The organism is Bacillus sp. TH13, from assembly GCF_016651175.1.
Lineage (GTDB): Bacteria > Bacillota > Bacilli > Bacillales > Bacillaceae_G > Bacillus_A > Bacillus_A thuringiensis_S.
On the sequence record NZ_JAEKEJ010000025.1, the window covers coordinates 3124423 to 3146467 of the forward strand.

Below are 22045 nucleotides of genomic sequence, written 5' to 3' on the forward strand. Positions count from 1 at the left end.
ACGTAATATATATTATATCAGTTTTCATAAGGCTAAACTAGAAATCCCCCTATTGTATTAGGGGGTCTTTTTTAATAGAGGAAATCATTTTGAAATATAAAAACATATATGAAAGGTAGTAAACGAGGGAATAGAGGGTAACAAACATTCTAAGAAGGGAAGAGTGTTCTTAAAGCTCTTTTTGCATCTATTCCTTCAAAAATAAATAATATAAGATCTTTCTTTTTTACAGTAAGGAAAAAGGATACTAGAGTGCTTAAGTTTTTAATAGAAGTAAGTGCTCCGTGTTTACCTATAAATACATTCGTTTGAAATGTTGTCATTAAAGCATAAAAATGATGAATCTGCGTTATTGTAGGTATTTCATTATAAGAAATAGTAGTAGAGTGAATGGCGTTCATCGTAATATTCCTTTCCATATAGTAAGCATAACAATATAAACATACCCGTTTTAAAAAATGTTAAACATATAAATAAGAAAAAATATAATTATAGTTTTTTACGTTTAGAAAAGGTTAGGAAGGGTATACATATACTACAAAGAGATTGACTGAAGATGAATTGTAAGATGTCTATGTTTAGTAGATTAGTCTATCAAAATATACTTTTACTTTAAATAAAAAGGAGCCTGGTATACATGAATGAAATGATGATTAATATTACATTTGATTTAATTTACTTGTTAAGTAGTTCACTTGTAGTGCTTTTACTATTCGCTTTTTTCGTAAATGGTTATGTTAATAAGAAAATTAGTGTATACAGAAATGAAGAAAAATAAAAATACATTATATAAAACTTTAGGAGGTTAATAGTTATGAATGTAGATAGAAAAATAGTAGGTGTTTTTAGAACAATTGATGATGCGGCACTCGTTATTAATGAATTAAATGATAAAGGATATTCAGCAGATAACATTTCAGCTATTGCGAAAGATCAAAAGGAAATTGAACATCTAGAAGAAAAATCGGGTGAAAAAGTGAATAGCGAAACTGCACATAAAGCAGATATCTTTTCAGCGACAGGGCTTGTAGCTGGAGGGGTAGCAGGCGGGCTCGGTGGTTTATTAACAGGTCTTGGTGTACTTGCCGTTTCTGGAATGGGTCCAATTGTAGCAGCAGGACCGATCGCAGCAGCTATTGGTGGAGCTGGTATTGGCGGAGGAGCTGGAAGTTTAATAGGAGCATTTATAGGATTAGGAATTCCAGAAGAACATGCTAAAAAGTATGAAGAATATATTTACGATGGAAATATATTAATTTTAGTAGATGCAACATTAGATGATAAGTTAGAAATTTATAAAATATTTGATAAGCACAATGCGTATAACTCTGATTTCTTTAAATAATATGTACGTCACATATTAAACATAGTGAATATCGTTTTTTTGATCTTACAACTTTGGCGCGGCCGAGGAGTCGTATGACTATAAGAGAGGAAGGGCTTATAGTAAAAGATCAAGTTCTATTCTGTTATTTAAAAGGGAAGAGGTGCCTTTTCGTGATTGTAAAAATATTAAAGGATAGTAGTAATAGTTTCCTTTGTACAGTTCAAAGTAAAAATGGAGAGAAGTATGTAAAGAAATGGTTTCATAAACAGGGAAACAAGGAAGAATTAGGGCGACCAACTTTTAAAGAAGTAGAAAAGGATTGGAAAGAAAATAGAGAATCGTTTATGTATCCCAATATTAAAGCGCTTTATTAAAATGGAACAAAATACGCGTTTTATTATTACAAAACTGTCACATTCCTGTAAGGTAATTCAATAGATTAGATACTTTTTCCATGTCATAATAAAGTCATAAGAAAGCTTATCAAAACTACAACTTATTAGGAGAGTGTCAGTCATGATTGTAACAACAACTTCTGGAATTCAAGGTAAAGAAATTATTGAGTATATTGATATTGTAAATGGTGAAGCTATTATGGGTGCAAACATTGTCCGCGATTTATTCGCTTCTGTTCGTGATGTTGTCGGTGGTCGTGCTGGTTCTTATGAAAGTAAGCTTAAAGAAGCTCGTGATATCGCAATGGATGAAATGAAAGAACTTGCAAAACAAAAAGGTGCGAATGCTATCGTTGGTATTGACGTAGATTACGAAGTTGTTCGTGATGGAATGTTAATGGTTGCTGTAAGTGGTACAGCTGTACGTATATAAGTAAATAAAAAACAGGCTCACCCCTTGAAGTTCATGCTTTGAGGGGGGTTTTTGTTTTTAAGTTGTAAAAGTAAAAAGAATGGGATTGTATTTCTTAGAAAAATAGAAGTGCCAGTAGCATAAATGGTATTTCGTACAAAAGAGCGGACTCGTTCAAATTATAGAACAGTTTCAAGGGCTAAATGAAAAAGAAACAGTAATGCTACATATATGTAACGTAAGTGCGAATTTTATAATAAAATTGTTATTTGAGATAATGGAAGAATTAGTGGTATAAATAACTTTATAGATAATAATCAAAATAGAGAAGACAGAGTGTTCATAGATGGAATGGTTAAGGGAATTTTCCAATCTGTAATAAAAAAACGGAGGTACCGAGAACGTTTTACAGATGTCTACTACATAAAATTTATAATGGATTGGGGGCAATTTTTATGTTTTGGTTAGGAGGTTTTTTAGGATACATTGTAGGTTCTATTACTACATGTGCGATACTTTACTTTGGGTATAGAGCCGAAAAGAACAAAAAAGCGGATATGCGAAAGAAAGAGGAGAGAAACATCAATAAAAAAGGTGTATAGGATGTGGAAGAAAAATTGATAACATTGATGCAAAAATAAAGGACAGTTACATATTTTATATGATTACTATGTACTGTCCCGCTTATTCCTTTTGGATTAACAAAAATTGTTTCCTGTCTTGCTATAAAATTCATAGGCAAAAAAACCAAATAAATAGCCTATTCCGGATCCTAAACTAATTGAAAGCAGTGAGAAATCTGGGGAAAATATGCCGAAAATCAAACCGATTATACAGCCCAAAAGCATTCCTATAGGTATTAAACTATCTAATAACAGTTGAGCCTCTTTTGATTTTTTCTTACCCAATTTGCCATGCTTATATTTATGTTCCAATCTTTTTATTACAAATACTACAATCCCCCCGACTAGTATAACAGGCCAAATTTCCGAAATTAACCACATGTTAGAAGCTCCTTTCACCTTTCAATATAATTGTACCAAAAAATTACAATTATAGACTGCTAAACGTACTATCTAGTCTATTTAAAAGGTAAATGCAAAAGACTTCTTCTTTTGCATTTAATAACTCGTCAAAAACACTTTCCGATACGATAAACTTAACTAAATCTATACAATTCAATCAAATTTACACAAGTTAGTGCTTCATCGTGTTCTCGCAACCCCGAAGGGACGAGGGGTATAACACTCCACACGAGGCAGTATCGTTACCTCCTATTATCAAGCATTTATTTTACCCATCTTGATAAATTTATCGCAGCATTTACATCCCTATCGTGATAGCTATTGCATGAAGCACAACGCCATTCACGAATCTTTAAACTCCACTGTCCTTCTGGTTGAACTGAATGGTCGTATTTAACGCCGCAACATGAGCAAATCTTGCTTGAAGCGAACCATTTATCAGCTTTTACATACTGAATGCCGTACTTCTCGCACTTGTATGACAAACATTGAAAGAAGAAGTTTAATTTTTGAAATGAAAATGCTTTCGATAGTTTTTTGTTTTTTAACAGGTTTGAGATAGATAAGTCTTCCACAACAATCCTCATTGGTTTGGTTTTCACCAATTTAGCTGTTGCTTGACGGATATGGTTATTTCGGATATTCATAATTTTCCTAGATAACCGCAGGTGCTCAGCTTTCGCTTTTTCATATCCAGCAGATTGAATTTTCACACCTTTTTTAAATCTCCTAGACATATCTCTTTGCGCTGACTTTTTCTTTTTCAAAAGTTTTTTAACCTTGGCGTCTTTGTTTATATTTCGTTCTTTCGTACCATTAGAAGCTACAAACAGCTCTTTTAAACCAACATCCACACCGATTGACTCATTGGTTAGTTCTTGTGATTCAAAGTCTTCTTGGAACCCCACACTAATCCACCAGTGACGACCATCAAAGGTAACTCTTGGATTGGATGGTTTTTTATTTCTTGGTAGTTGTTGGCTTGTTTTCACTTCTCCAATAGACTGAATATGAACGACTTTTTTTCCTATAATCAGTCTTTCATAATTGGCATAAAATCCTTGGATCAAATCTTTTTTGGATTTATAAGAAGTGTGAGAACCATTTTTGTACTTTTTGAACGAATTTTTTCTCGCCGTATCAAAATCTTTTGAAGCCTGTTTAGGAACTTGTGCATTAATGTCTTTTAACCACTCATATCTCTTTCGCTTCTTGATCTTTGTAAATCGTTTCTGTAAAGCTAACTGTGAAACAGATTTTCCAAATAGCTTATAGTATCTATCACTCATTCTTTTACAATAGTTATAAGCGAATCTTGCAGCACCGGCATGTTTTTTTAGCACTTGTTCTTGTTCAGGCGTTGGAATCAGTCTAACTTTCTTCGCCAATATCATCAGAATGTAACTCCTTTAATGAAAGATTTGTTCTTCTGAATCGTAGCGTGTTCCACCAGCATTCTCCTGAGACTACTCGGATGCAAACCTGTTAATTCTGATACTTGACTAACTCGTAAAAATTTCATTATTATTCTTACCTCATTGAATCCGCCATAGCACATACGTTCGATATATTCAATGAGGTTTGATAGATTTAATTAAATGTATCTCGTTCAACTAAGGGCGCAATTCCTTAGCCAGTTCTCTTATGAACTTCTCATGTTTTCACATGAGCGCAGACTATATGTTTATCTAATTAAAGATAGAGGATTTTTCCACCACCATAGGCTTGTGATGTACTCTCGTCAGTTATACGAGATAGTCGTTGAACGTTCATCTTATCACTTTTGACTTAGATGATTCGAGGCGGAAGACCCATTGTTCTAGTGTTTAGGATTTAACCTTGCACCATCTGATTGATTTTTTCTGCTTTCGCGACATTCACGCTCACTATTTCTAGCCACGTTGTAGTTCAATCAGCTTTAGGGATTGCCCGCAGTTAACCCTCACTACTAGCCAATCACTTGACTAGCAGGGCTTACTGATATATTTAATTAACTTTCGTTATAATTGGTTAAATAAATCGTAACAGTTAGTTACCCTTTCGTTTTCTCAGCAGACTGCACAACATCAACTGCCGCTTTCACATCTGCTAAGTCATACGTGGAATGTACCGTCATAAAACACAATTGCTTATTTTCTACTAAGCGAATTAATTGACGAAACGTTTCTTGCCATTTATATGGTGACACTTCTTTATTCCAATGTCGTAAATGAAATATGTTCGCGTGTACTTTGGCTTTCGTGACAATTTCTGCCCAGTTTACTTGTATTCCTGATAGAAGACCGATCGTTAAAAAGTGCCCGTTTGGACGTAAGGAGAAAGCTAATTCATTTCCAGCCGGTCCCCCGATAGAATCAATTGCAGCATCCGCACCGAGCCCGTTTGTTAATTCCGTAACAGTTTCATAAAGCGGGGCAGTGGAAGTATCAATTACATATGCAGCACCAAGGCGCAGTAATTCCTCTGTATGTTTGTTATTTCTTGTAACGGCAATTAATCGGAAGTTTAAAATTTGTGATAACTGCGCAAATAGATGTCCAATAGCAGATCCACAAGCATTCACTAATAAAACGTCATTACGTTGTAAGTTTAACGTTTCTGTACAAGTAACCCACGCCGTAAGAGGGTTAATATACATTTGCGCCGCTGTAAAATCATCGATGGAATCAGGGATAGGGACTACAAAATCAGCTGACGTCTTCACATACTCTTGCCAAGTACCTTCTCCGCGTAACGGTAAAACACGTTTACCGATAAGGTCTCGAGTAACGCCTGCGCCAACATCTTCTACAATACCAACACTATGTTAGGTAAAGGAATTCTATGAGCGTACGCTCCGGTTATGGGAATTAAGTCAGATGGATTAATCGGTCTAACTAACATACGGACCAAAACTTCATTATCTTTTAATGGTTCTATATTTTTATATTCAACTTGTAATACGTCTTTTGGATTGCCAAACTTATGAAATTGAATGCATGTTCCAAGCAAAGTAAATTGCCCCCTTAGTTTGATTGGGTTTATTATAGCATTTTTGGTTTGGGTGGTTATTTTGTTCGTGATAAATAGGGTTTTTAATTTACGTATTTATCAGAATTTTATAAAATGTGTATATAACTATAAAATGGGGGGATTTCTTCATGTGTACTAGTTTGACGTTACAAACAAAAAATTTCCAGCATCTTTTTGCGAGAACAATGGATTTCACATTAGATATGAATCAGGAAGTAATAATCATTCCTCGGCGTTATCAGTGGAACAATATAACTGGTGAAACGATCCGAGCGAAAAAGGCTGTTGTCGGAATGGGAATTAATCATGAAGGAAGGGTCATTATGGCGGACGGAGTAAATGAAGCTGGTATGACATGTGCCACTCTCTATTTCCCGGGATTCGCTACTTATAGTAACAGCATAGATGACCATAAAACGAATTTAGCACCATTTGATTTTGTGGCTTGGAGCTTGACGCAGTTTAATTCTGTTGAAGAGTTAAAAAAATCTGTTGATAACATTTCCCTTATAGATGTACCATTACCAGTTTTAGGGATTACTCCGCCACTACATTGGATTTTAGCAGATAAATGGGGAGAGTGTATTGTACTTGAGCCGACAACTGATGGAATAAAAATGTATGACAATCCACTAGGAGTGATGACTAATAGCCCGGAGTTTAATTGGCATTTACAAAATTTAAGACAATATATTGGACTTAAATCGCAGCCATTTGCACCAACCGAGTGGGGAGACGTACCATTAAGTGCTTTTGGCCAAGGTTCCGGATCGATGGGACTTCCTGGAGATTTCACCCCGCCATCAAGATTCGTGCGGGCAGCATATGGCAAACAAAACATTAAAGGTATAGAGAACGAAGAAGAGGGGATATCGGCTATTTTTCATATCTTATCAAATTGTGAGGTTCCTAAGGGGGCAGTAATAACAGAAGACGGTATATTAGATAATACTATCTATACAAGTGCAATGTGTATGGAGTCTGGAACATATTATTACCATACTTACGATTGTAGACAAATTATAGCCATTCATTTATTCCATGAAAATTTAGATACAGCTGAGATTAAAACGTATCCGTTCCAGCGGAAGCAAAAAATCTTTTATGAAAACTGATAAAAACACCTCCATTGAATTTGCATACTTAGTATGCGAATTCGGGAGGTGTTTTTCTATTAAGCAGAAGCTTTCTTCATTCTCTCAAGTAAACTAGATAACACATGCGTACGATATGATTCTAGTTTTTTACCTTCGTAAGTACGAATACCTAATTTTTTAAGTTCTTTTACATACCAACCTTTGCTTCCGAAATACATGTGATCGCTCCCCTTCAACTTTGTTTTTATTTGTCCTGATTATACTTGGAGGCACAGGAATTATAATGAAGGAAATGAATTTCGCGCGAAAATGGTTAACTTTGTTGCAAAAGACATATATACTAAAGATAGTATACAACGAGGTGGGCAAGACGTGATTATAGAGAAGCACGAAATTCAAATTGACCAAATTACGAGCGGTAAAGTGAATATCTTTACTTTCTATAGAAATAGAAAGCAAATTGATGATCATTTTTTACGATTGCAAGAACCATCGCTTACAGCAAACTACTTCTTCCATTTTCATTTTGATGCAGAGAGCTTGCATCTACTGCAGGAAGAGTTTCCAGGCGTATATCCGTACGACGGTAGTGAAACGATTCACGACTGGACGGAAAAGATGAAAGCTGAATTGCAACATCAGATCCAAACAGGTAAATGGAATAAACGCGTACGTATCGGTAATCGCATTCTAGATGTGGTGTTTACATGGTGTGACGAAGATATAGTAGAGTGAAAAAGAAGCGGATGACGCTTCTTTTTTTTAGCGCTGGAATAAAACGAGCTTACCTGCAGTAGATGTACAGCGATGTGTTTTTTCATACAATCCTTTTTCTTGTAAGATAGATTCACCTTTTGCTTTTGCTTCTTTTTCAGTTGCCGCCTCGAATGATTCGTCTAATGCTTTTGAACCATCTTTTTCAAAGACTGTTAGAACGTATACTCCCATGAAAATTCCCTCCAATAATTAAAATCAGAATCTTATAATTATTTTGACATAAAATGCTACAATATGCAAAGAAATATATGACATTGCGTGGTAAAATAGAATGAAACTTTAATCATCGAGAATATTTTTATTCTCGATGATTATTAGTTTTCAGCGATGTTAATTTTAATAAAATGAAACTTTTGAAAGATAGAAAGGATCGTTATTTGTGAAACAAGTAAAGTTTATACATGCGGCTGATTTGCATTTGGATAGTCCGTTTAAAGGGATGGAGATGAATGTTGCGCAGTCTGTTTGGGAGAGAATGAAGCAAAGTACGTTTGAATCATTTGAGCGTATTGTTGATAAAGCGATTCAAGAGCGCGTTGATTTCGTATTACTAGCTGGGGATTTGTATGATGCGGAGACGAGAAGTTTGAGGGCGCAAGTGTTTGTGCGTGAGCAAATGAAGAGACTTTCGCAGTACGATATCCCTGTTTTTATTATTCACGGTAACCATGATCATTTAGGGGGAAGCTGGGCAGCAATTGAGTTTCCGGAAAATGTTCATGTATTTACTGAGCCTTATGTAGAAGAGAAATCATTTTATAAAAATGGTGAGCTATTAGCTTCTATTTACGGGTTTAGTTATTTGCAGCAAGCGGTAACGGATAATATGACAGCGCAGTATACGAAAATGAGTGATGCGCCTTTTCATATTGGCATGCTTCACGGAAGTGTGGAAGGAGATGCAGAGCATAATCGCTATGCACCGTTTCAAATTCGTGAGCTGAAAGAAAAGCAATTTGATTATTGGGCTCTTGGTCATATACATAAACGTGAAATTTTATTAGAAGAGCCGTATATTATTTATCCAGGTAATATACAAGGTCGTCATCGTAAGGAAACAGGCGAGAAGGGTGCGTACCTTATTGAACTTACGAAACAAGGAACGCAGTGTTCATTTTTCCATACGGCAGATGTTGTATGGGATGAGATAGAAGTTTGTATTGATGGACTTGAAACTGTTGATGAACTTATGACGAGCATGTCAACTACGATGAATGATTGCCGAAAAGAAGAGGAAGGGACGCTTTTAACTGTCGTATTCACAGGGCAGGGCTCACTTTCTCCTTATTTACGTGACGAAAAGCGTGTGGAAGAGATTTTTCACATTTTAGCATCTGGAGAAGAGCGAAAAGATTTCGTATATGCGATGAAGTGGAAAAATGAGACGGTTTCTTTTGCGGAAATCGAACGTTTGAAAGCGGAAAATCATTTCGTCGGTAGTGTGCTAAAGGAGTTAGAAGCTTTCAGCAATATGGACGGAGTATTGCGAACTATTTGGACATCTCCTGTAGCGCGTAATAGTATTGAATTTTTTACAGAAGAAGAGAAGAAAGAGATTCAGAAGGAAGCAGAAAATATTATTTTAGAACAATTATTCCAGCAAGAGAGGGATAAAAAATGAGAATTGAAAAACTCCATATTTATGGGTACGGAAAATTAGAAAATGTGGAAATGGATCTTTCCTTGCTGACGGTGTTATACGGTGAAAATGAAGCGGGAAAATCGACAATTCGCTCGTTTATGAAAAGTATTTTATTCGGTTTTCCGACGAGAGGACAGCGCCGTTATGAGCCGAAAGAAGGCGGGAAGTATGGCGGTGCGATGACTGTGCAAACAGAGCAGTACGGTCGTTTGAAAATTGAGCGATTGCCAAAGACGGCAGCTGGCGAGGTGACCGTTTATTTTGAAGACGGGAAAATGGGCGGAGAAGAAATTTTAAACGATATATTAAGCGGGATGAATGAAAGTTTATTTGAATCCATCTTTTCATTTGATATGCATGGCCTTCAAAATATTCATCAGCTCGGCGAAGCGGATATTGGCAATTATTTGTTTTCGGCAAGCGCAGTCGGAAGTGATGCGTTATTGCAGCTAGATAAAAAGCTAGAAAAAGAAATGGATCAGCGTTTTAAGCCGAGCGGGCGTAAACCGGAAATTAATGTGTCACTGCAAGAGATGAAGAAACTTGAAGAGAAGATGAAAGAGTGGCAAGGGAAAATTGGCACGTATGAAAAACAAGTCGAGCAATTAAAAGAAAGTGAAGAGAAACTTGCTTCTGTTCGTGCGGAAAAAGAGAGTGCAGAAAAACGAAAGCAAGATTATGAAATATTAGCAGCGCTAGAGCCACTCGTTATTGAAAAGCGTGCGCATGAGAAAGTGTTAGAAAATGAGAGCGGACAGTTTCCTGTAAACGGAACGGCGCGCTATGAAGCAATTAAGGCGAAGATGGAGCCGCTCCAATTACAAGTTGACTCGCTTCACAAAAAAATAGAGACGGTGCAATCGGAAATTGCCTCGATTCAAATAGATGAAGAGTTTTTACAAAAAGAAAGTTATGTAGAAGAACTTCGTATGCAGCATTTGTCTTATGAAAATGCGTGCCAAGAAATGCGTGATATGACAGGGAGTATTACGAATATAAAAGAAGAAATTGCAGAACTAGAACAGCAAATTGGTGCTACTTTTGAAAAGGAAGCGGTTCTTGCGTTTGACATGAGTTTGGCGACGAAGGAATTAATTACGCAAACCGTACAAAAAGCGCGTGAATTAGAAACGCAAAAAGCACAGCTTGATGATCGTTTTAAAGTAGCGCAAGAGCAATTAGAAGAACAAGAAGAAAATATAAGACAGATTCAGAAACAAATGTTAGTTGCTGAAGAGCGAGATACGTTAGTTGAGAAAGAGAAATCGTTCCAAGACGCGGCGTTTATCGGTATGGGTGCAGAGAGAATGAAGCGTAAGTATGAGGAAAAAGCAGGAGCGGCTATGCAAAAGAAAAAGAAGTGGCAAAGAGTTTGTCTTCTGTTACTTCTTATTAACACGCTTGTTTTATTCACAAGCTTATTTATAGATAACCGCCCGCTCTTATTTATTAGTGTTATTGTTTTTGTAGGGATTGTTCTTGCCCTTGTTTTATATAAAGATCCGTCAAGTGGATTACAAGAAGAGCTTCTTACTCTTCAGCAAAGTGCTGGCGGGAGACAAAGTGAAGAAGCGCTGTCTGTGCGCTATCAGTTAGAAAAAGATGAAGAGATTCGGAAGCTATTTGAGCGTGAGTCTTATAAATTACAGCAAATGGAGCGAGCTTATGATAAAGTCGTTTCATCGTATGAGGAATGGGAGAGAGAAACGTTCCAAGCGGGAGAACAAGTAGATGCATATAAAACGCGCTATATGTTCCCAGAATTTTATACGTATGCACACATATTGCCAGCGTTTGAGCGTATTGAAAAAATGCAGCAATTATATCGTGAATTAGATAAGCAAGGCACGCGAAAATCTTCATTATATGAAATAATTTCGCATTTTGAACAGAAACTAGAAACTGTTATCGGTAGTGCGGAGTATAGTAAGTTGTATGAGGCGCAAAGGCTTATGCAAAATGAGAAAGAGAAGAGACAAACTTGTAAGCAGCTGAAAGAGAAACTGGCGGAATGGCAAGAAGAATATGAGTTCATGCAAGAGCAATTGAAACAACTGTTAGTAGAACGAAATGCATTATGGAGTATTGCAGAGGCTACAGATGAAGAGATGTTTTTAGAAGAAGGTAAACTGGCGGAAAAACGTGAAGATGCTGAGAAACAAGTAGGGCGTTTATTACCGCAAATTGATTTGTTGGAACAGCGTTTAACGAGCTTATCATTAGCTGAACATTATGAGGCTGACGGTTATGAGGAAAAATTAAAGCAAGAAATGACAGCTGCGCAAAATTGTCTTACGAAAGAGAAAGAACTGACAGAGCGTATTGCGAAACATCGTATGGAAATTGCGAATTTAGAAGAAGGTAGTACGTACGGTGATTTAATGCATGAATGGGAAATGAAAAAAGCGCAAGTGCGTGAACAAGTGAAGAAGTGGGCTGCTTATGCGGCCGCAAAGACAGTATTAACGAAAACGAAGCAATATTATCATGAAGTACATCTTCCTCGTATTTTACAAAAATCAGAAGAGTATTTCGTCTATTTAACAGGCGGACGATATAGTAAAATCTTTTCACCGTCAGAGGCGGAACCGTTCATTGTTGAGCGTAACGACGGTATGCGTTTTTACAGTCATGAACTAAGCCAAGCGACAGCGGAGCAGTTATATTTATCGCTGAGATTTGCACTTGCGAAAACATTTGAACACGATTATCCATTTATTATTGATGATAGTTTCGTGCACTTTGATGCGGTAAGGACGGATCGAACGATTGAACTAATAAAGGAAGTCGCGAAAGATAGACAAGTAATCTTCTTTACATGTCATGCGCATTTACTCGCGTATTTTACAGAAAAACAGATTATAAAATTAACACATAAGCGTAAAGAAAATGAGTTGTAATATGCTATACTAAAAGTAACTGATTTGGTGGAGGAATTCGAATGAAAAAGAAAATTGCAGAATATGAAGTTGGTGAACAAGTCGATGTTTTCTTGTTAATTAAAACAGCGACAAAAGGTCTAGCAAGTAATGGAAAGCCATTTTTAACAGTAATCTTACAAGATCCAAGTGGAGATATTGAAGCGAAGCTATGGGACGTATCACCAGAAGTTGAGAAACAATATGTAGCAGAAACAATCGTTAAAGTAGCTGGTGATATTTTAAACTACAAAGGACGTATTCAATTACGTGTGAAACAAATCCGTGTTGCGAATGAAAATGAAGTAACAGACATCTCGGATTTCGTAGAAAAAGCACCAGTGAAAAAAGAAGATATGGTTGAGAAAATTACACAATACATATTTGAAATGAGAAATCCGAACATTCAGCGTCTAACAAGACATTTGTTAAATAAGCATCAAAACGAATTTTTAGAATATCCAGCAGCGACAAAGAATCATCATGAGTTCGTATCTGGACTAGCTTATCACGTCGTATCGATGCTAGATTTAGCTAAAGCTATTTCAAATCTATACCCATCATTAGATAAAGACTTACTATATGCAGGCGTTATTTTACATGACCTTGGTAAAGTAATTGAACTATCTGGTCCAATTTCTACAACGTATACGTTAGAAGGAAATTTACTAGGCCACATTTCTATCATGGTGAACGAAATTGGTAAAGCAGCAGATGAGCTGAACATCGATGCAGAAGAAGTATTAATTCTTCAACACATCGTCCTTTCTCACCACGGAAAAGCAGAATGGGGTAGCCCAAAACCACCGTTAGTAAAAGAAGCAGAAATTCTGCACTACATCGATAACTTAGATGCAAAAATGAACATGATGGACCGTGCATTAGGACGCACAAAACCAGGTGAATACACTGAGCGTGTCTTTGCTCTTGATAATCGTTCGTTCTATAAACCGACGTTCCATAATTAAAAGTGTGAATAAAGTGGCCTCATTAAGTTTTAAAAGCTTAGTGAGGCTGTTTTCTTTATTAAAAATTAAATGAAATAGTTAAGAAGTACGCATGGGGTTAACGAAGAACGATTAAAACATATCTCACCACTAGAATGGGAGCATATCAACTTTAATATGGCAGATACTTAGAATCGCTTCAGCCTGTATAACAGGCCTAAAAATAAGAGTTGAAACTTGTTTAGCATCTATTTTTGTTAAAAGGTGGGAGAATTGTGCTATGATGTGGGCAAATATAAAACTATCTAAAGGAGGGATTCACATGCCGCATGTTGTGTTTCGTGGAATTACTACTGAACAATTAAAACACATAAGCAAGCCATTAGTAGAAGAGCTCGCAGAGATTTGTGAGTGTGGTACGGATAATTTTACGTTGGAACTACCAAGTTCTACGTTTGTATTCAATGGAGAAGAAATAGAAGCGTTTCCTCTTATTGAAGTGAAATGGTTCGAGCGTGGACAGGAAATTCGTGATCGATTTGCCAAGGCCATTACTACATATGTAATGGATTTTGGACTTCCAGAAGTAGAGGTTGTATTTACGGTTTTCACAGAATCAGCGTATTATATTAACGGGAAGCATTGTGCAAGTTAGAGCTATTATAAATGTTTTTGTAACATTTATCCCGCATTAACGGGCAGTAAGACCCCCACCTCAAAATTCAGCGGAAGCAAAGAAGTTAGGTGGGGGATCAACTGTCCGTAAAAGCCCGATTGGTTCAACTAATAATCAGTGGGGGATGAACAAAACCCCCACTGATTAAAGTTTCACTTTATAAGGGATAGAACCACATCGCTATCAAGCTAACTAGACAAAATACCCTCTAAAAAGAAAAAGGCGTTATTCTTTCTGAGAAATCATAGGAAAGGATAACGCCTTTATATCAATTTTAATATAATCGATTCACTTCTTTATAAAAAGTTTGGTTATTTTATTGAAGCTTATTCCACAAACACACCCGTTTGTTCACTTTTTTACTGTTTGAAAGCCATACTTTTTATATTGATTCATTTATTGGAAAAACCGAAAGTTTTAAACTCTCTCTATTACATATTTATTTTTGGAAAAATAGCCTAACTCCAAATACTAATAATACTGTGCCAGTAATACCCTCTATTGTACGGTTCACCTTTTCTTTTCTTAAAAAAGTTCTTAATTGACGTATTAGAGAGATATAAAGTAAATACCATATTGCTGTCAAAGTCGTAAATGTGAATCCCAACAAAAGAAATTGGAAGAAATGACTTTGATTACTCACAATAAATTGGGGTAGAAAACTAAGGAAAAATACAGCCGTTTTTGGGTTTAAGATTGCCGTGGTAAATCCTTGTCTAAAACTTTTAACCGTTCCAATATCCTTAGAGTTTATTTCCACTGAACCTGACATATCTTCTTTTTTAGAAAAGGCACTTTTAATTGACTTTACAGCTAAATAAATTAAATAAAATGCCCCAGCATATTTTATTAATGTAAATAGCATAGCAAATTTCATTAAGATAGCAGAGAGTCCTAGTGTAGCCATTATTGTATGAATCATCATTCCAGATACCGTTCCTAAGACGGTCTTTATCCCACCATTTCTACCATGAGAGATAGTGTTTTTTGTAACTAAAGCAAAACCGGGACCAGGCATCATTATAATAAGGAGTGCTGTAAGGATAAATAGCATATAATTTTCCATGTTCTGGTATTTCCTTTCTGATTTTTAGTTTCGCTTATAGTATAGCTTTTTTCCTTAAAACATTAAATATAAAAAGTGTGATCAGGATAGTATCATAAACTTTCAAGGAGTTGTAATTGAATTATAGAGGGCTTCACTTGAATAATGTTCTTCTGTAAATGAGCGTTTTAATAGAATGTCAATTACATAAATAATCAGATTTTACACCCTAAATGTTATTTAACGGAAAAATCTTGAATTCGAGATTTTTCACTTGCTTTTCTATCACTTGAGGTGTAAAGTGATAGTAGCGAAAGCGATTGAGTCATATGAAAAACATACACTCAGTTGTTTTCGATTAAAAAACAAAGTAACTTATACAGTAAAAACTAAGATGAATTTACAAAAACATAATTAAGAATAAATTGAAAAGCTAAAAACCATATTAGTTGTGGGAAATATTATTTTTTTAGTTATCACTTGACTAGTAAAACGAAACGGAGGAATAACCAATGTATAAAATTAAAGGGCATCATCACATTTCAATGGTTACGAAAAATGCAAATGAAAATAATCACTTTTATAAAAACGTGCTTGGCTTACGTCGTGTGAAAATGACAGTAAATCAAGATGATCCGTCAATGTACCACTTATTTTATGGAGATAAAACAGGAAGTCCAGGTACGGAATTATCATTTTTTGAAATTCCATTAGTAGGAAGAACATATCGCGGTACGAATGCGATTACTCGAATTGGATTACTCGTTCCTTCAGAGGAAAGCTTACATTACTGGAAAGAACGATTTGAGAATTTTGATGTGAAACATAGTGAAATGACAACATATGCAAATCGTCCTGCTTTACAATTTGAGGATGCTGAAGGTCTTCGCTTAGTACTACTCGTTTCAAACGGAGAAAAAGTAGAGCACTGGGAAACTTGGGAGAAATCAGAAGTTCCTGCAAAGCATCAAATTCAAGGAATGGCTTCTGTGGAAATGACAGTTCGTAGACTTGATAAAATGTCGAGTACACTTACAGAGATGTTCGGTTATACAGCGGTTAGCCGTAGCGAAGAGGAAGCAATTTTTCAATCCATTAAAGGAGAGGCTTTTGGAGAAATCGTTGTGAAATATTTAGATGGACCTACTGAAAAGCCGGGCCGAGGGAGCATTCACCATTTAGCAATTCGCGTGAAAAACGATGCAGAGCTTGCCTATTGGGAAGAACAGGTGAAACAAAGAGGCTTCCAGTCTTCAGGAATCATCGACCGTTTCTACTTTAAAAGCTTATATTTCCGTGAATCAAACGGAATCCTTTTTGAAATTGCGACAGATGGACCAGGATTTACAGTTGATGGAGATGTGGAACATTTAGGAGAAAAACTTGATTTACCACCGTTCTTAGAAGATCAGCGTGCAGAGATTGAAGCGAATTTAGCACCTATTGAAGAGAAGTAATAGGAGAGAAAATATAAATTAAAAAACATTGGAGGAATATAAAATGAACCAATTAAAAGGAATTCACCACGTTACAGCGATTACAAGTAGTGCAGAAAAGAACTATGAGTTTTTCACTCACGTTTTAGGAATGCGTTTAGTTAAGAAAACAGTAAACCAAGATGATATTCAAACGTATCATTTATTCTTTGCAGATGATAAAGGGAGTGCAGGAACAGATATGACATTCTTTGATTTCCCAGGTGTTCCGAAAGGCGTACACGGTACAAATGAAATTTCAAAAACTTCATTCCGTGTTCCGACTGATGCAGCATTAGAGTATTGGGTGAAACGCTTTGACCGTCTTGAAGTAGAACATACAGGAATTAAAGAGCAATTTGGTAAGAAAACTCTTTCTTTCGTTGACTTTGATGACCAACAATATCAATTAATCTCAGATGAACTTGATAAAGGAATCGAATCAGGTACACCGTGGCAAAACGGGCCAGTACCATTAGAATATGCAATCACTGGTTTAGGACCTGTATTTATCCGTATTGCAAACTTTAGCTTCTTCAAAGAAGTGTTAGAAAAAGTTCTATTATTTAAAGAGGTTGCGCAAGAAGGGGAATTCTATTTATTTGAAGTGAACAAAGGCGGAAACGGTGCATCTGTTATTGTAGAACATAATACAGTTCTTCCTGAAGCACAACAAGGTTTTGGTACAGTGCACCATGCGGCATTCCGCGTAGAAGATCGCGCTGTATTAGAAGAATGGATTGAGAGAATCAGTAGCGTAGGACTTCCTTCATCTGGATATGTAAACCGTCACTTCTTCGAATCATTATATGCAAGAGTTGCACCACAAATTTTATTTGAATTCGCAACAGATGGACCAGGATTTATGGGAGATGAGCCATACGAAACGCTTGGCGAAAAATTATCTTTACCTCCATTCCTAGAGCCAAAACGTGAAGAAATTGAAAAATTAGTTCGTCCAATTGATACAGTGAGAAGTACGAAGGAATTTATTAAAGAGTAAAAATAGAGCAAGTAGTTTTAGCGGAGTGCTGGAACTGCTTGCTTTTTTATTTATTCTAGTAAGTTTTCTGACAATTGTTTCTCAAGTTATTAAAAAGGAAAACTTTGGTATAATTAATTAAAATATAGAATTTTCTAATAATTATTTTTCAATACATAGAAAAGGAGTGGTAATATACAATTTTGATAATTGTATAAAAATCCTAATTTTGTGATTTTGGAGAAAAGGGGATGCGAGTGTATGGGAGCAGATGTAGTAACGCGGGAGCAAATGAAACATTCTTTAGATGATTGGTATCGTGTAATGTTACAGCAAAATATAGAGAAAGCTACGGAAATGAAAGAGGAGATTGAAAGTAAGATTAGTGGGTTGGACGTAGATCAGGATGTATTGCTTTATCATGCGTTGTTGAATTTTAGATATGATGCATTAGTTGATTGGATTTCAGTTAGAGAAGATAGTTTTGATAAAGTGGAATCTTTCGAAATTCCAACAGAGGGCTTTTTAGCTTATTATTATCACTTTTTTAAAGGGTTTCATTGCACATTAATTTCAAATTATAACGAAGCGAAAGAACAGTATGAGCAAGCTGAGAAGTTATTGAAATATATTGCAGATCCGATAGAACATGCGGAGTTTAATTATCGGATGGGGAATTTCTATTATCATTCTTATCAACAAATCAATGCGATTGATTATTTGAAAAAGGCAAAAGAAGATTTTACGAAGCAACCAGGATATGAGATTAATTTGGCTTTATGTGAGAATATATTGGGTTTATGTTGTATAGACTTAAGACAATTTGAATTAGCGGAGGAAAATTTTAATGATGCATTAAATGTTTTCCAACAAGCTAAGCATGAGAAGTATATTTTAATGGTTAGAAATAATTTAGGATGGCTATATGGCAGTCAAGATTTATCTGATTTAGCGATTAGACATTTAAGTGAAGTTACTCAAAAAATGCCTAAAAATTTTAAAGCAATTTTTACTGAAGCGGAAGAAAATTATAAATTAGGTAGGGTAGAAACTGCTAATGAATTAATAGAATTAGGCTTAAGAATTTGCAACGAATTACAAAATAAAGAATTCCAATATCGATTTATAATTTTAAAAGAGTTGAATATTAAATCCAGTGCAAGTCAATTAGAGAAAGTAACTTTAGAAGGGATTTTGTATTTTGAAGAACATTCTCTTTTAGAATGTGTTAAAGAATATATGGAAATATTAGCTAATAAGTTTTATCAGGAAGAAAATCATGAAAAAGCTAGTAAGTACTTTTTTATTAGTAGTCAAGCTCAAAAGAGAATTTTAAAAAGGGGAGCGTTAAAATAAATGAAAAAGACTAGTTTGTTCATTACGGGTTTAGTATTGACATTGTCAATTGGATTGAATTTCTTTGCTGGATCCCAAAATCAATATTCAAATAGAGGAGACACAGGTGGAGCGCCAGCAAGACCAGACTATGTTAGTTTTAATAAGGGAGATACAGGCGGAGCGCCAGAAAAACCAGATTATGCTGGTTTCAATAGAGGAGATACGGGTGGAGCACCAGCAAGACCAGACTATGTTAGCTTCAATAAAGGCGACGGAGGTGCACCAGCAAAACCAGACTATACTAGAGGCGACACAGGTGGAGCACCAGCAGATAATAGAGGAGATGGCGGAGTAAGCCAACTATAATAACAAAGAAAGGGACTTCAACATGAAGTCCCTTTTTCTATTTTCAGGTCATGTAGAGAAAAGAATTGACTTACTTTAAATATGTAACTATAATAGTTACATAATAACCATTAGTAATAGAAATGAGTTATATTTTTTTAGTATAATTGTAACTGTTACAGTTACAATTAAAAAGAGAACATAAAATAACCAAAAAATGTAAAAACTTTAAATAGCAACTCAAGAAAGGAGACGGGAACTTTGAAACGGTTTAAGTTTTATTTAATTAGCGGTATTGTGCTCGTTTTGTTAATTGTTTGTAATTTCGTTGAGAAGCCGATTGCGAAGGTTGGAGAAGTGAAAGATACTGTTATGATGAAGCTGAATACGAAAGAGAGTATAGCGCAAATTGATGGGCAGACGATTTATTTTAAACAAATTGGTGAGGGAAAACCTCCTTTACTTATGTTGCATGGGTTTGGTGGTTCTTCTGATGGATTTAGTGATATTTATCCGGAACTAGCGCGAGATCATACGATTATTGCAGTTGATATTTTAGGATTTGGGCGCTCTTCTAAGCCAGTTGATTTTCAGTATTCGTTTCCTGCGCAAGTGAATTTATATTATAAGTTAATGAAGAAGCTCGGATACGATCAGTTTGCGGTGCTCGGTCATTCGATGGGCGGAGAGATGTCCCTTAATTTAGCGTATTTATATCCGGATACAGTAACGCATCTCATCTTGGCGGATGCTACAGGGATAGAGTCTTTCCAGCAAAAAGAAAGTTATGAAGTACCACCGCTATCGACGGACTTACAAACTGTCACTGAGATTGCGAAGTATAATAAAAATGAAGTGAAAAATAGTCGTGATGATAAAGAGCATTATGATCAGCTTACGAAAATGCGAGAGCGCCGCATTGCGATGGAAGCTGATAAAATTAAGGTACCGACTTTAATTATATGGGGACGACATGATAAGAGTGTTTCGTGGAAAAATGGTGAACTGTATCATGGGCTATTTGCAAATAGTACGTTTCATATTATTGAAAAAGGATACCACGCACCGTTTCGTCAGGAACCAATTGAGTTTATGGAATATGTACAAGCATTTTTCGCGAAGCATCCACAATAAAAATTTTAAGCATAAATCCACTTCTTTCCTCATAAAGTGAAACTAATAAGGCTTGTCTAAGGAAAGGAATGAAGTGATTTGGAAACTTTACCATGGTGGGTGTATCTTGTAATTGTCGGGATTGTACTAAGTGGCTACATGGTTTTATATACTTCGAAAAAAGAGCAAGATATGGATAATGAGTTTATCGAAAAAGAAGGCGAAGTATATATGAAGCGTTTAGAAGAAGAGCGTGAGAAACGTAATCAGGATAGTGATAAAGATTCGGTATTGCTTTAATAGAACTTTTGAAAGGTTACCACCTAGTAGGATTTTACATCTAGGTGGTAGCTTTTTTTCTTCTGCGGGAGCAGTATATGTTCATCAAGCTAAGGTTATATTAGTTTAATTTTACATGTATAAGAGAGTCATCATAAACTTTTATTGATGGTATTTATATATTTTTTTACTCATAAGAATGGAACTAGTGGGGATCTTACTGGGGGGGATTAACAATGCATAGGCATGAAACTTCATTACATCCGGATACAGGTGTTACATCTGTAATGTTTGTTGAACGTTCATTAAATGAAATTCGTTTTTGGTCTAGAATCATGAAGGAGCATTCTTTTTTTCTTCGTTTAGGATTTAGATGCGAGGATACTCAACTAATCGAAGAGGCGAATCAATTTTATCGATTGTTTGAACAAATAGCGCATTCCTATACAAATGAAACAGATCCTGAGCAAATAAAAAGATTTAATGCAGAAGTACAACAAGCCGCAACTAATATTTGGGGATTTAAACGAAAAATTTTAGGATTAATTCTCACATGTAAATTGCCAGGATAAAATAACTTTCCACTTTTAGTTGACCATACAAGTAGGGAAGCTGATTATTTTAGAAAACGTTTAATACAATTAAATGAAGGTAAATTAGATGCTCTTCCTGATGCTATTATTAAAGAAAATGTTTTCTTTTTAAGGATTATGGCAGACCATGCTAAATTTATTGGCCATCTTCTTGATCCATCGGAAAGAAAGCTTGTAGATACAGCACGGAATTTTAGCAATGATTTTGATGAATTGATGTATCAAGCAATTGACTTAGAATCTATGAAACCACAATCCCAAACAGCCCCTCTTTTAGATCAATTTTTAGATCGAAATCGTGTGTCGGTTGCATCTCTTCGGGATTTTAAGAAAACAGCACGTGATTTAATTGAGCAATGTAAAATAAAGAGTATCATTCATCCATTATTAGCAGACCATGTTTTCCGTGAAGCTGATAGATTTCTTGAAATCATTGATATGTTTGATGTTCATCTTACAAATATTCAATCACAACCTAGATATTAGAAGATAAGGAAAGATACTATTTTGCTTTAAGCTGAGAAGTTAACAATTTATTGTTAGCTTCTTTTCTTTGTGATTAAAATTTCTTTTCGTTTAGTAAATTTCCCTGTGAAGACTACATAAATCCCTTTGACCAAATATGTAATTCTCTGTAAAATAATATA

At 35.5% G+C, this 22045-nt stretch carries 23 protein-coding genes and 2 pseudogenes; 18 read left to right on the forward strand and 7 right to left on the reverse strand.

Features of this window, described 5'->3' with window-relative positions; translation table 11 throughout:
• Window positions 1–149 precede the first annotated feature (149 nt).
• Window positions 150–401 (reverse strand): hypothetical protein, encoded by a 252-nt coding sequence (locus JFU02_RS24650; RefSeq protein ID WP_140337807.1) that lies wholly within the window; start codon window positions 399–401, stop codon window positions 150–152.
• A gap of 236 nt (window positions 402–637) precedes the next feature.
• On the opposite strand from JFU02_RS24650, the gene JFU02_RS24655 reads away from it, so the two are divergent.
• The 5 genes from JFU02_RS24655 to JFU02_RS24675 all read left to right on the forward strand — a co-directional run bounded on the left by JFU02_RS24655 (window position 638) and on the right by JFU02_RS24675 (window position 2736).
• Window positions 638–778 (forward strand): hypothetical protein, encoded by a 141-nt coding sequence (locus JFU02_RS24655; RefSeq protein ID WP_001004571.1) that lies wholly within the window; start codon window positions 638–640, stop codon window positions 776–778.
• 36 nt (window positions 779–814) lie between these two features.
• On the forward strand, window positions 815–1345 hold the full coding sequence (locus JFU02_RS24660; RefSeq protein WP_086406500.1) for a general stress protein: 531 nt from the start codon (window positions 815–817) through the stop codon (window positions 1343–1345).
• A 152-nt stretch (window positions 1346–1497) separates the two neighbouring features.
• Window positions 1498–1701: a DUF4028 family protein gene (locus JFU02_RS24665; RefSeq protein WP_061667992.1), complete on the forward strand. Its 204-nt coding sequence runs from the start codon at window positions 1498–1500 to the stop codon at window positions 1699–1701.
• 142 nt (window positions 1702–1843) lie between these two features.
• Entirely contained in the window at window positions 1844–2155 is a 312-nt protein-coding gene (locus JFU02_RS24670; RefSeq protein ID WP_000637510.1) for a YbjQ family protein, read from the forward strand.
• 434 nt (window positions 2156–2589) lie between these two features.
• Complete coding sequence (locus JFU02_RS24675) at window positions 2590–2736, forward strand: hypothetical protein (protein ID WP_000498640.1); 147 nt, start codon at window positions 2590–2592, stop codon at window positions 2734–2736.
• Between the two features lie 96 nt (window positions 2737–2832).
• Here JFU02_RS24675 and JFU02_RS24680 read toward each other — a convergent pair whose 3' ends face one another.
• The 3 genes and pseudogenes from JFU02_RS24680 to JFU02_RS24690 form a co-directional block, all read right to left on the reverse strand.
• Window positions 2833–3138: a hypothetical protein gene (locus JFU02_RS24680; RefSeq protein WP_061665948.1), complete on the reverse strand. Its 306-nt coding sequence runs from the start codon at window positions 3136–3138 to the stop codon at window positions 2833–2835.
• Window positions 3139–3422: 284 nt separating this feature from the next.
• The gene (locus tag JFU02_RS24685) at window positions 3423–4553 is read right to left on the reverse strand and encodes an RNA-guided endonuclease InsQ/TnpB family protein (RefSeq protein ID WP_086407083.1); all 1131 of its coding nucleotides are present in this window, start codon (window positions 4551–4553) and stop codon (window positions 3423–3425) included.
• A gap of 638 nt (window positions 4554–5191) precedes the next feature.
• A pseudogene (locus JFU02_RS24690) lies at window positions 5192–6150 on the reverse strand (zinc-dependent alcohol dehydrogenase family protein).
• A gap of 149 nt (window positions 6151–6299) precedes the next feature.
• Here JFU02_RS24690 and JFU02_RS24695 point away from each other — a divergent pair.
• On the forward strand, window positions 6300–7286 hold the full coding sequence (locus JFU02_RS24695) for a choloylglycine hydrolase family protein (protein WP_086407081.1): 987 nt from the start codon (window positions 6300–6302) through the stop codon (window positions 7284–7286).
• A gap of 59 nt (window positions 7287–7345) precedes the next feature.
• Here the strand turns inward: JFU02_RS24695 and JFU02_RS24700 are convergent, their stop codons facing one another.
• Window positions 7346–7486 carry a YflJ family protein gene (locus tag JFU02_RS24700; RefSeq protein WP_000273536.1) on the reverse strand — a complete coding sequence of 47 codons (141 nt, stop codon included), beginning with the start codon at window positions 7484–7486 and terminating at the stop codon, window positions 7346–7348.
• A gap of 154 nt (window positions 7487–7640) precedes the next feature.
• Between JFU02_RS24700 and JFU02_RS24705 the strand changes: the two genes are divergently transcribed.
• Window positions 7641–8003, forward strand: a complete 363-nt coding sequence (locus tag JFU02_RS24705) for a hypothetical protein (protein ID WP_000582776.1) — start codon at window positions 7641–7643, stop codon at window positions 8001–8003.
• Between the two features lie 27 nt (window positions 8004–8030).
• Here the strand turns inward: JFU02_RS24705 and JFU02_RS24710 are convergent, their stop codons facing one another.
• Entirely contained in the window at window positions 8031–8216 is a 186-nt protein-coding gene (locus JFU02_RS24710) for a YhzD family protein (RefSeq protein WP_000539552.1), read from the reverse strand.
• 208 nt (window positions 8217–8424) lie between these two features.
• Here JFU02_RS24710 and JFU02_RS24715 point away from each other — a divergent pair, with 208 nt between their 5' ends.
• From JFU02_RS24715 to JFU02_RS24730, 4 genes are all read left to right on the forward strand, one after another.
• A complete protein-coding gene (locus JFU02_RS24715; RefSeq protein WP_061667691.1) occupies window positions 8425–9666 on the forward strand; it encodes a metallophosphoesterase family protein in 1242 nt (413 codons plus the stop codon).
• The gene (locus JFU02_RS24720; protein ID WP_086407080.1) at window positions 9663–12587 is read left to right on the forward strand and encodes an ATP-binding protein; all 2925 of its coding nucleotides are present in this window, start codon (window positions 9663–9665) and stop codon (window positions 12585–12587) included. The genes JFU02_RS24715 and JFU02_RS24720 overlap by 4 nt, the downstream gene beginning before the upstream one ends.
• Window positions 12588–12628: 41 nt before the next feature.
• Window positions 12629–13573 (forward strand): 3'-5' exoribonuclease YhaM, encoded by a 945-nt coding sequence (gene yhaM / locus JFU02_RS24725; RefSeq protein WP_000726650.1) that lies wholly within the window; start codon window positions 12629–12631, stop codon window positions 13571–13573.
• Between the two features lie 301 nt (window positions 13574–13874).
• Window positions 13875–14207 carry a DUF1904 family protein gene (locus JFU02_RS24730; protein ID WP_001120954.1) on the forward strand — a complete coding sequence of 111 codons (333 nt, stop codon included), beginning with the start codon at window positions 13875–13877 and terminating at the stop codon, window positions 14205–14207.
• A gap of 460 nt (window positions 14208–14667) precedes the next feature.
• Here JFU02_RS24730 and JFU02_RS24735 read toward each other — a convergent pair whose 3' ends face one another.
• Entirely contained in the window at window positions 14668–15294 is a 627-nt protein-coding gene (locus tag JFU02_RS24735) for a LysE family translocator (RefSeq protein ID WP_000433006.1), read from the reverse strand.
• A gap of 491 nt (window positions 15295–15785) precedes the next feature.
• Here JFU02_RS24735 and JFU02_RS24740 point away from each other — a divergent pair, with 491 nt between their 5' ends.
• From JFU02_RS24740 to JFU02_RS24770, 7 genes and pseudogenes are all read left to right on the forward strand, one after another.
• Complete coding sequence (locus JFU02_RS24740; RefSeq protein ID WP_000276685.1) at window positions 15786–16730, forward strand: ring-cleaving dioxygenase; 945 nt, start codon at window positions 15786–15788, stop codon at window positions 16728–16730.
• A gap of 43 nt (window positions 16731–16773) precedes the next feature.
• Entirely contained in the window at window positions 16774–17751 is a 978-nt protein-coding gene (locus JFU02_RS24745; protein WP_001072581.1) for a ring-cleaving dioxygenase, read from the forward strand.
• A 240-nt stretch (window positions 17752–17991) separates the two neighbouring features.
• Window positions 17992–19086 (forward strand): response regulator aspartate phosphatase, encoded by a 1095-nt coding sequence (locus JFU02_RS24750; RefSeq protein ID WP_000500589.1) that lies wholly within the window; start codon window positions 17992–17994, stop codon window positions 19084–19086.
• Window positions 19087–19434 carry a hypothetical protein gene (locus JFU02_RS24755; RefSeq protein WP_098285849.1) on the forward strand — a complete coding sequence of 116 codons (348 nt, stop codon included), beginning with the start codon at window positions 19087–19089 and terminating at the stop codon, window positions 19432–19434.
• A gap of 240 nt (window positions 19435–19674) precedes the next feature.
• On the forward strand, window positions 19675–20547 hold the full coding sequence (locus tag JFU02_RS24760; protein ID WP_098223953.1) for an alpha/beta fold hydrolase: 873 nt from the start codon (window positions 19675–19677) through the stop codon (window positions 20545–20547).
• 78 nt (window positions 20548–20625) lie between these two features.
• The gene (locus JFU02_RS24765) at window positions 20626–20826 is read left to right on the forward strand and encodes a sporulation YhaL family protein (RefSeq protein ID WP_000449223.1); all 201 of its coding nucleotides are present in this window, start codon (window positions 20626–20628) and stop codon (window positions 20824–20826) included.
• 215 nt (window positions 20827–21041) lie between these two features.
• Window positions 21042–21884 (forward strand): annotated as a pseudogene (locus JFU02_RS24770) (DUF2935 domain-containing protein).
• Window positions 21885–22045 lie beyond the last annotated feature (161 nt).

What these genes read in the sequence shown, in the direction of transcription:
- JFU02_RS24650 (WP_140337807.1), bottom strand. Translation starts at nt 401, where the DNA reads ATGAACGCCATTCACTCTACTACTATTTCTTATAATGAAATACCTACA.
- JFU02_RS24655 (WP_001004571.1), top strand. Translation starts at nt 638, where the DNA reads ATGAATGAAATGATGATTAATATTACATTTGATTTAATTTACTTGTTA.
- JFU02_RS24660 (WP_086406500.1), top strand. Translation starts at nt 815, where the DNA reads ATGAATGTAGATAGAAAAATAGTAGGTGTTTTTAGAACAATTGATGAT.
- JFU02_RS24670 (WP_000637510.1), top strand. Translation starts at nt 1,844, where the DNA reads ATGATTGTAACAACAACTTCTGGAATTCAAGGTAAAGAAATTATTGAG.
- JFU02_RS24675 (WP_000498640.1), top strand. Translation starts at nt 2,590, where the DNA reads ATGTTTTGGTTAGGAGGTTTTTTAGGATACATTGTAGGTTCTATTACT.
- JFU02_RS24680 (WP_061665948.1), bottom strand. Translation starts at nt 3,138, where the DNA reads ATGTGGTTAATTTCGGAAATTTGGCCTGTTATACTAGTCGGGGGGATT.
- JFU02_RS24685 (WP_086407083.1), bottom strand. Translation starts at nt 4,553, where the DNA reads ATGATATTGGCGAAGAAAGTTAGACTGATTCCAACGCCTGAACAAGAA.
- JFU02_RS24695 (WP_086407081.1), top strand. Translation starts at nt 6,300, where the DNA reads ATGTGTACTAGTTTGACGTTACAAACAAAAAATTTCCAGCATCTTTTT.
- JFU02_RS24700 (WP_000273536.1), bottom strand. Translation starts at nt 7,486, where the DNA reads ATGTATTTCGGAAGCAAAGGTTGGTATGTAAAAGAACTTAAAAAATTA.
- JFU02_RS24710 (WP_000539552.1), bottom strand. Translation starts at nt 8,216, where the DNA reads ATGGGAGTATACGTTCTAACAGTCTTTGAAAAAGATGGTTCAAAAGCA.
- JFU02_RS24720 (WP_086407080.1), top strand. Translation starts at nt 9,663, where the DNA reads ATGAGAATTGAAAAACTCCATATTTATGGGTACGGAAAATTAGAAAAT.
- yhaM (WP_000726650.1), top strand. Translation starts at nt 12,629, where the DNA reads ATGAAAAAGAAAATTGCAGAATATGAAGTTGGTGAACAAGTCGATGTT.
- JFU02_RS24730 (WP_001120954.1), top strand. Translation starts at nt 13,875, where the DNA reads ATGCCGCATGTTGTGTTTCGTGGAATTACTACTGAACAATTAAAACAC.
- JFU02_RS24735 (WP_000433006.1), bottom strand. Translation starts at nt 15,294, where the DNA reads ATGGAAAATTATATGCTATTTATCCTTACAGCACTCCTTATTATAATG.
- JFU02_RS24740 (WP_000276685.1), top strand. Translation starts at nt 15,786, where the DNA reads ATGTATAAAATTAAAGGGCATCATCACATTTCAATGGTTACGAAAAAT.
- JFU02_RS24745 (WP_001072581.1), top strand. Translation starts at nt 16,774, where the DNA reads ATGAACCAATTAAAAGGAATTCACCACGTTACAGCGATTACAAGTAGT.
- JFU02_RS24750 (WP_000500589.1), top strand. Translation starts at nt 17,992, where the DNA reads ATGGGAGCAGATGTAGTAACGCGGGAGCAAATGAAACATTCTTTAGAT.
- JFU02_RS24755 (WP_098285849.1), top strand. Translation starts at nt 19,087, where the DNA reads ATGAAAAAGACTAGTTTGTTCATTACGGGTTTAGTATTGACATTGTCA.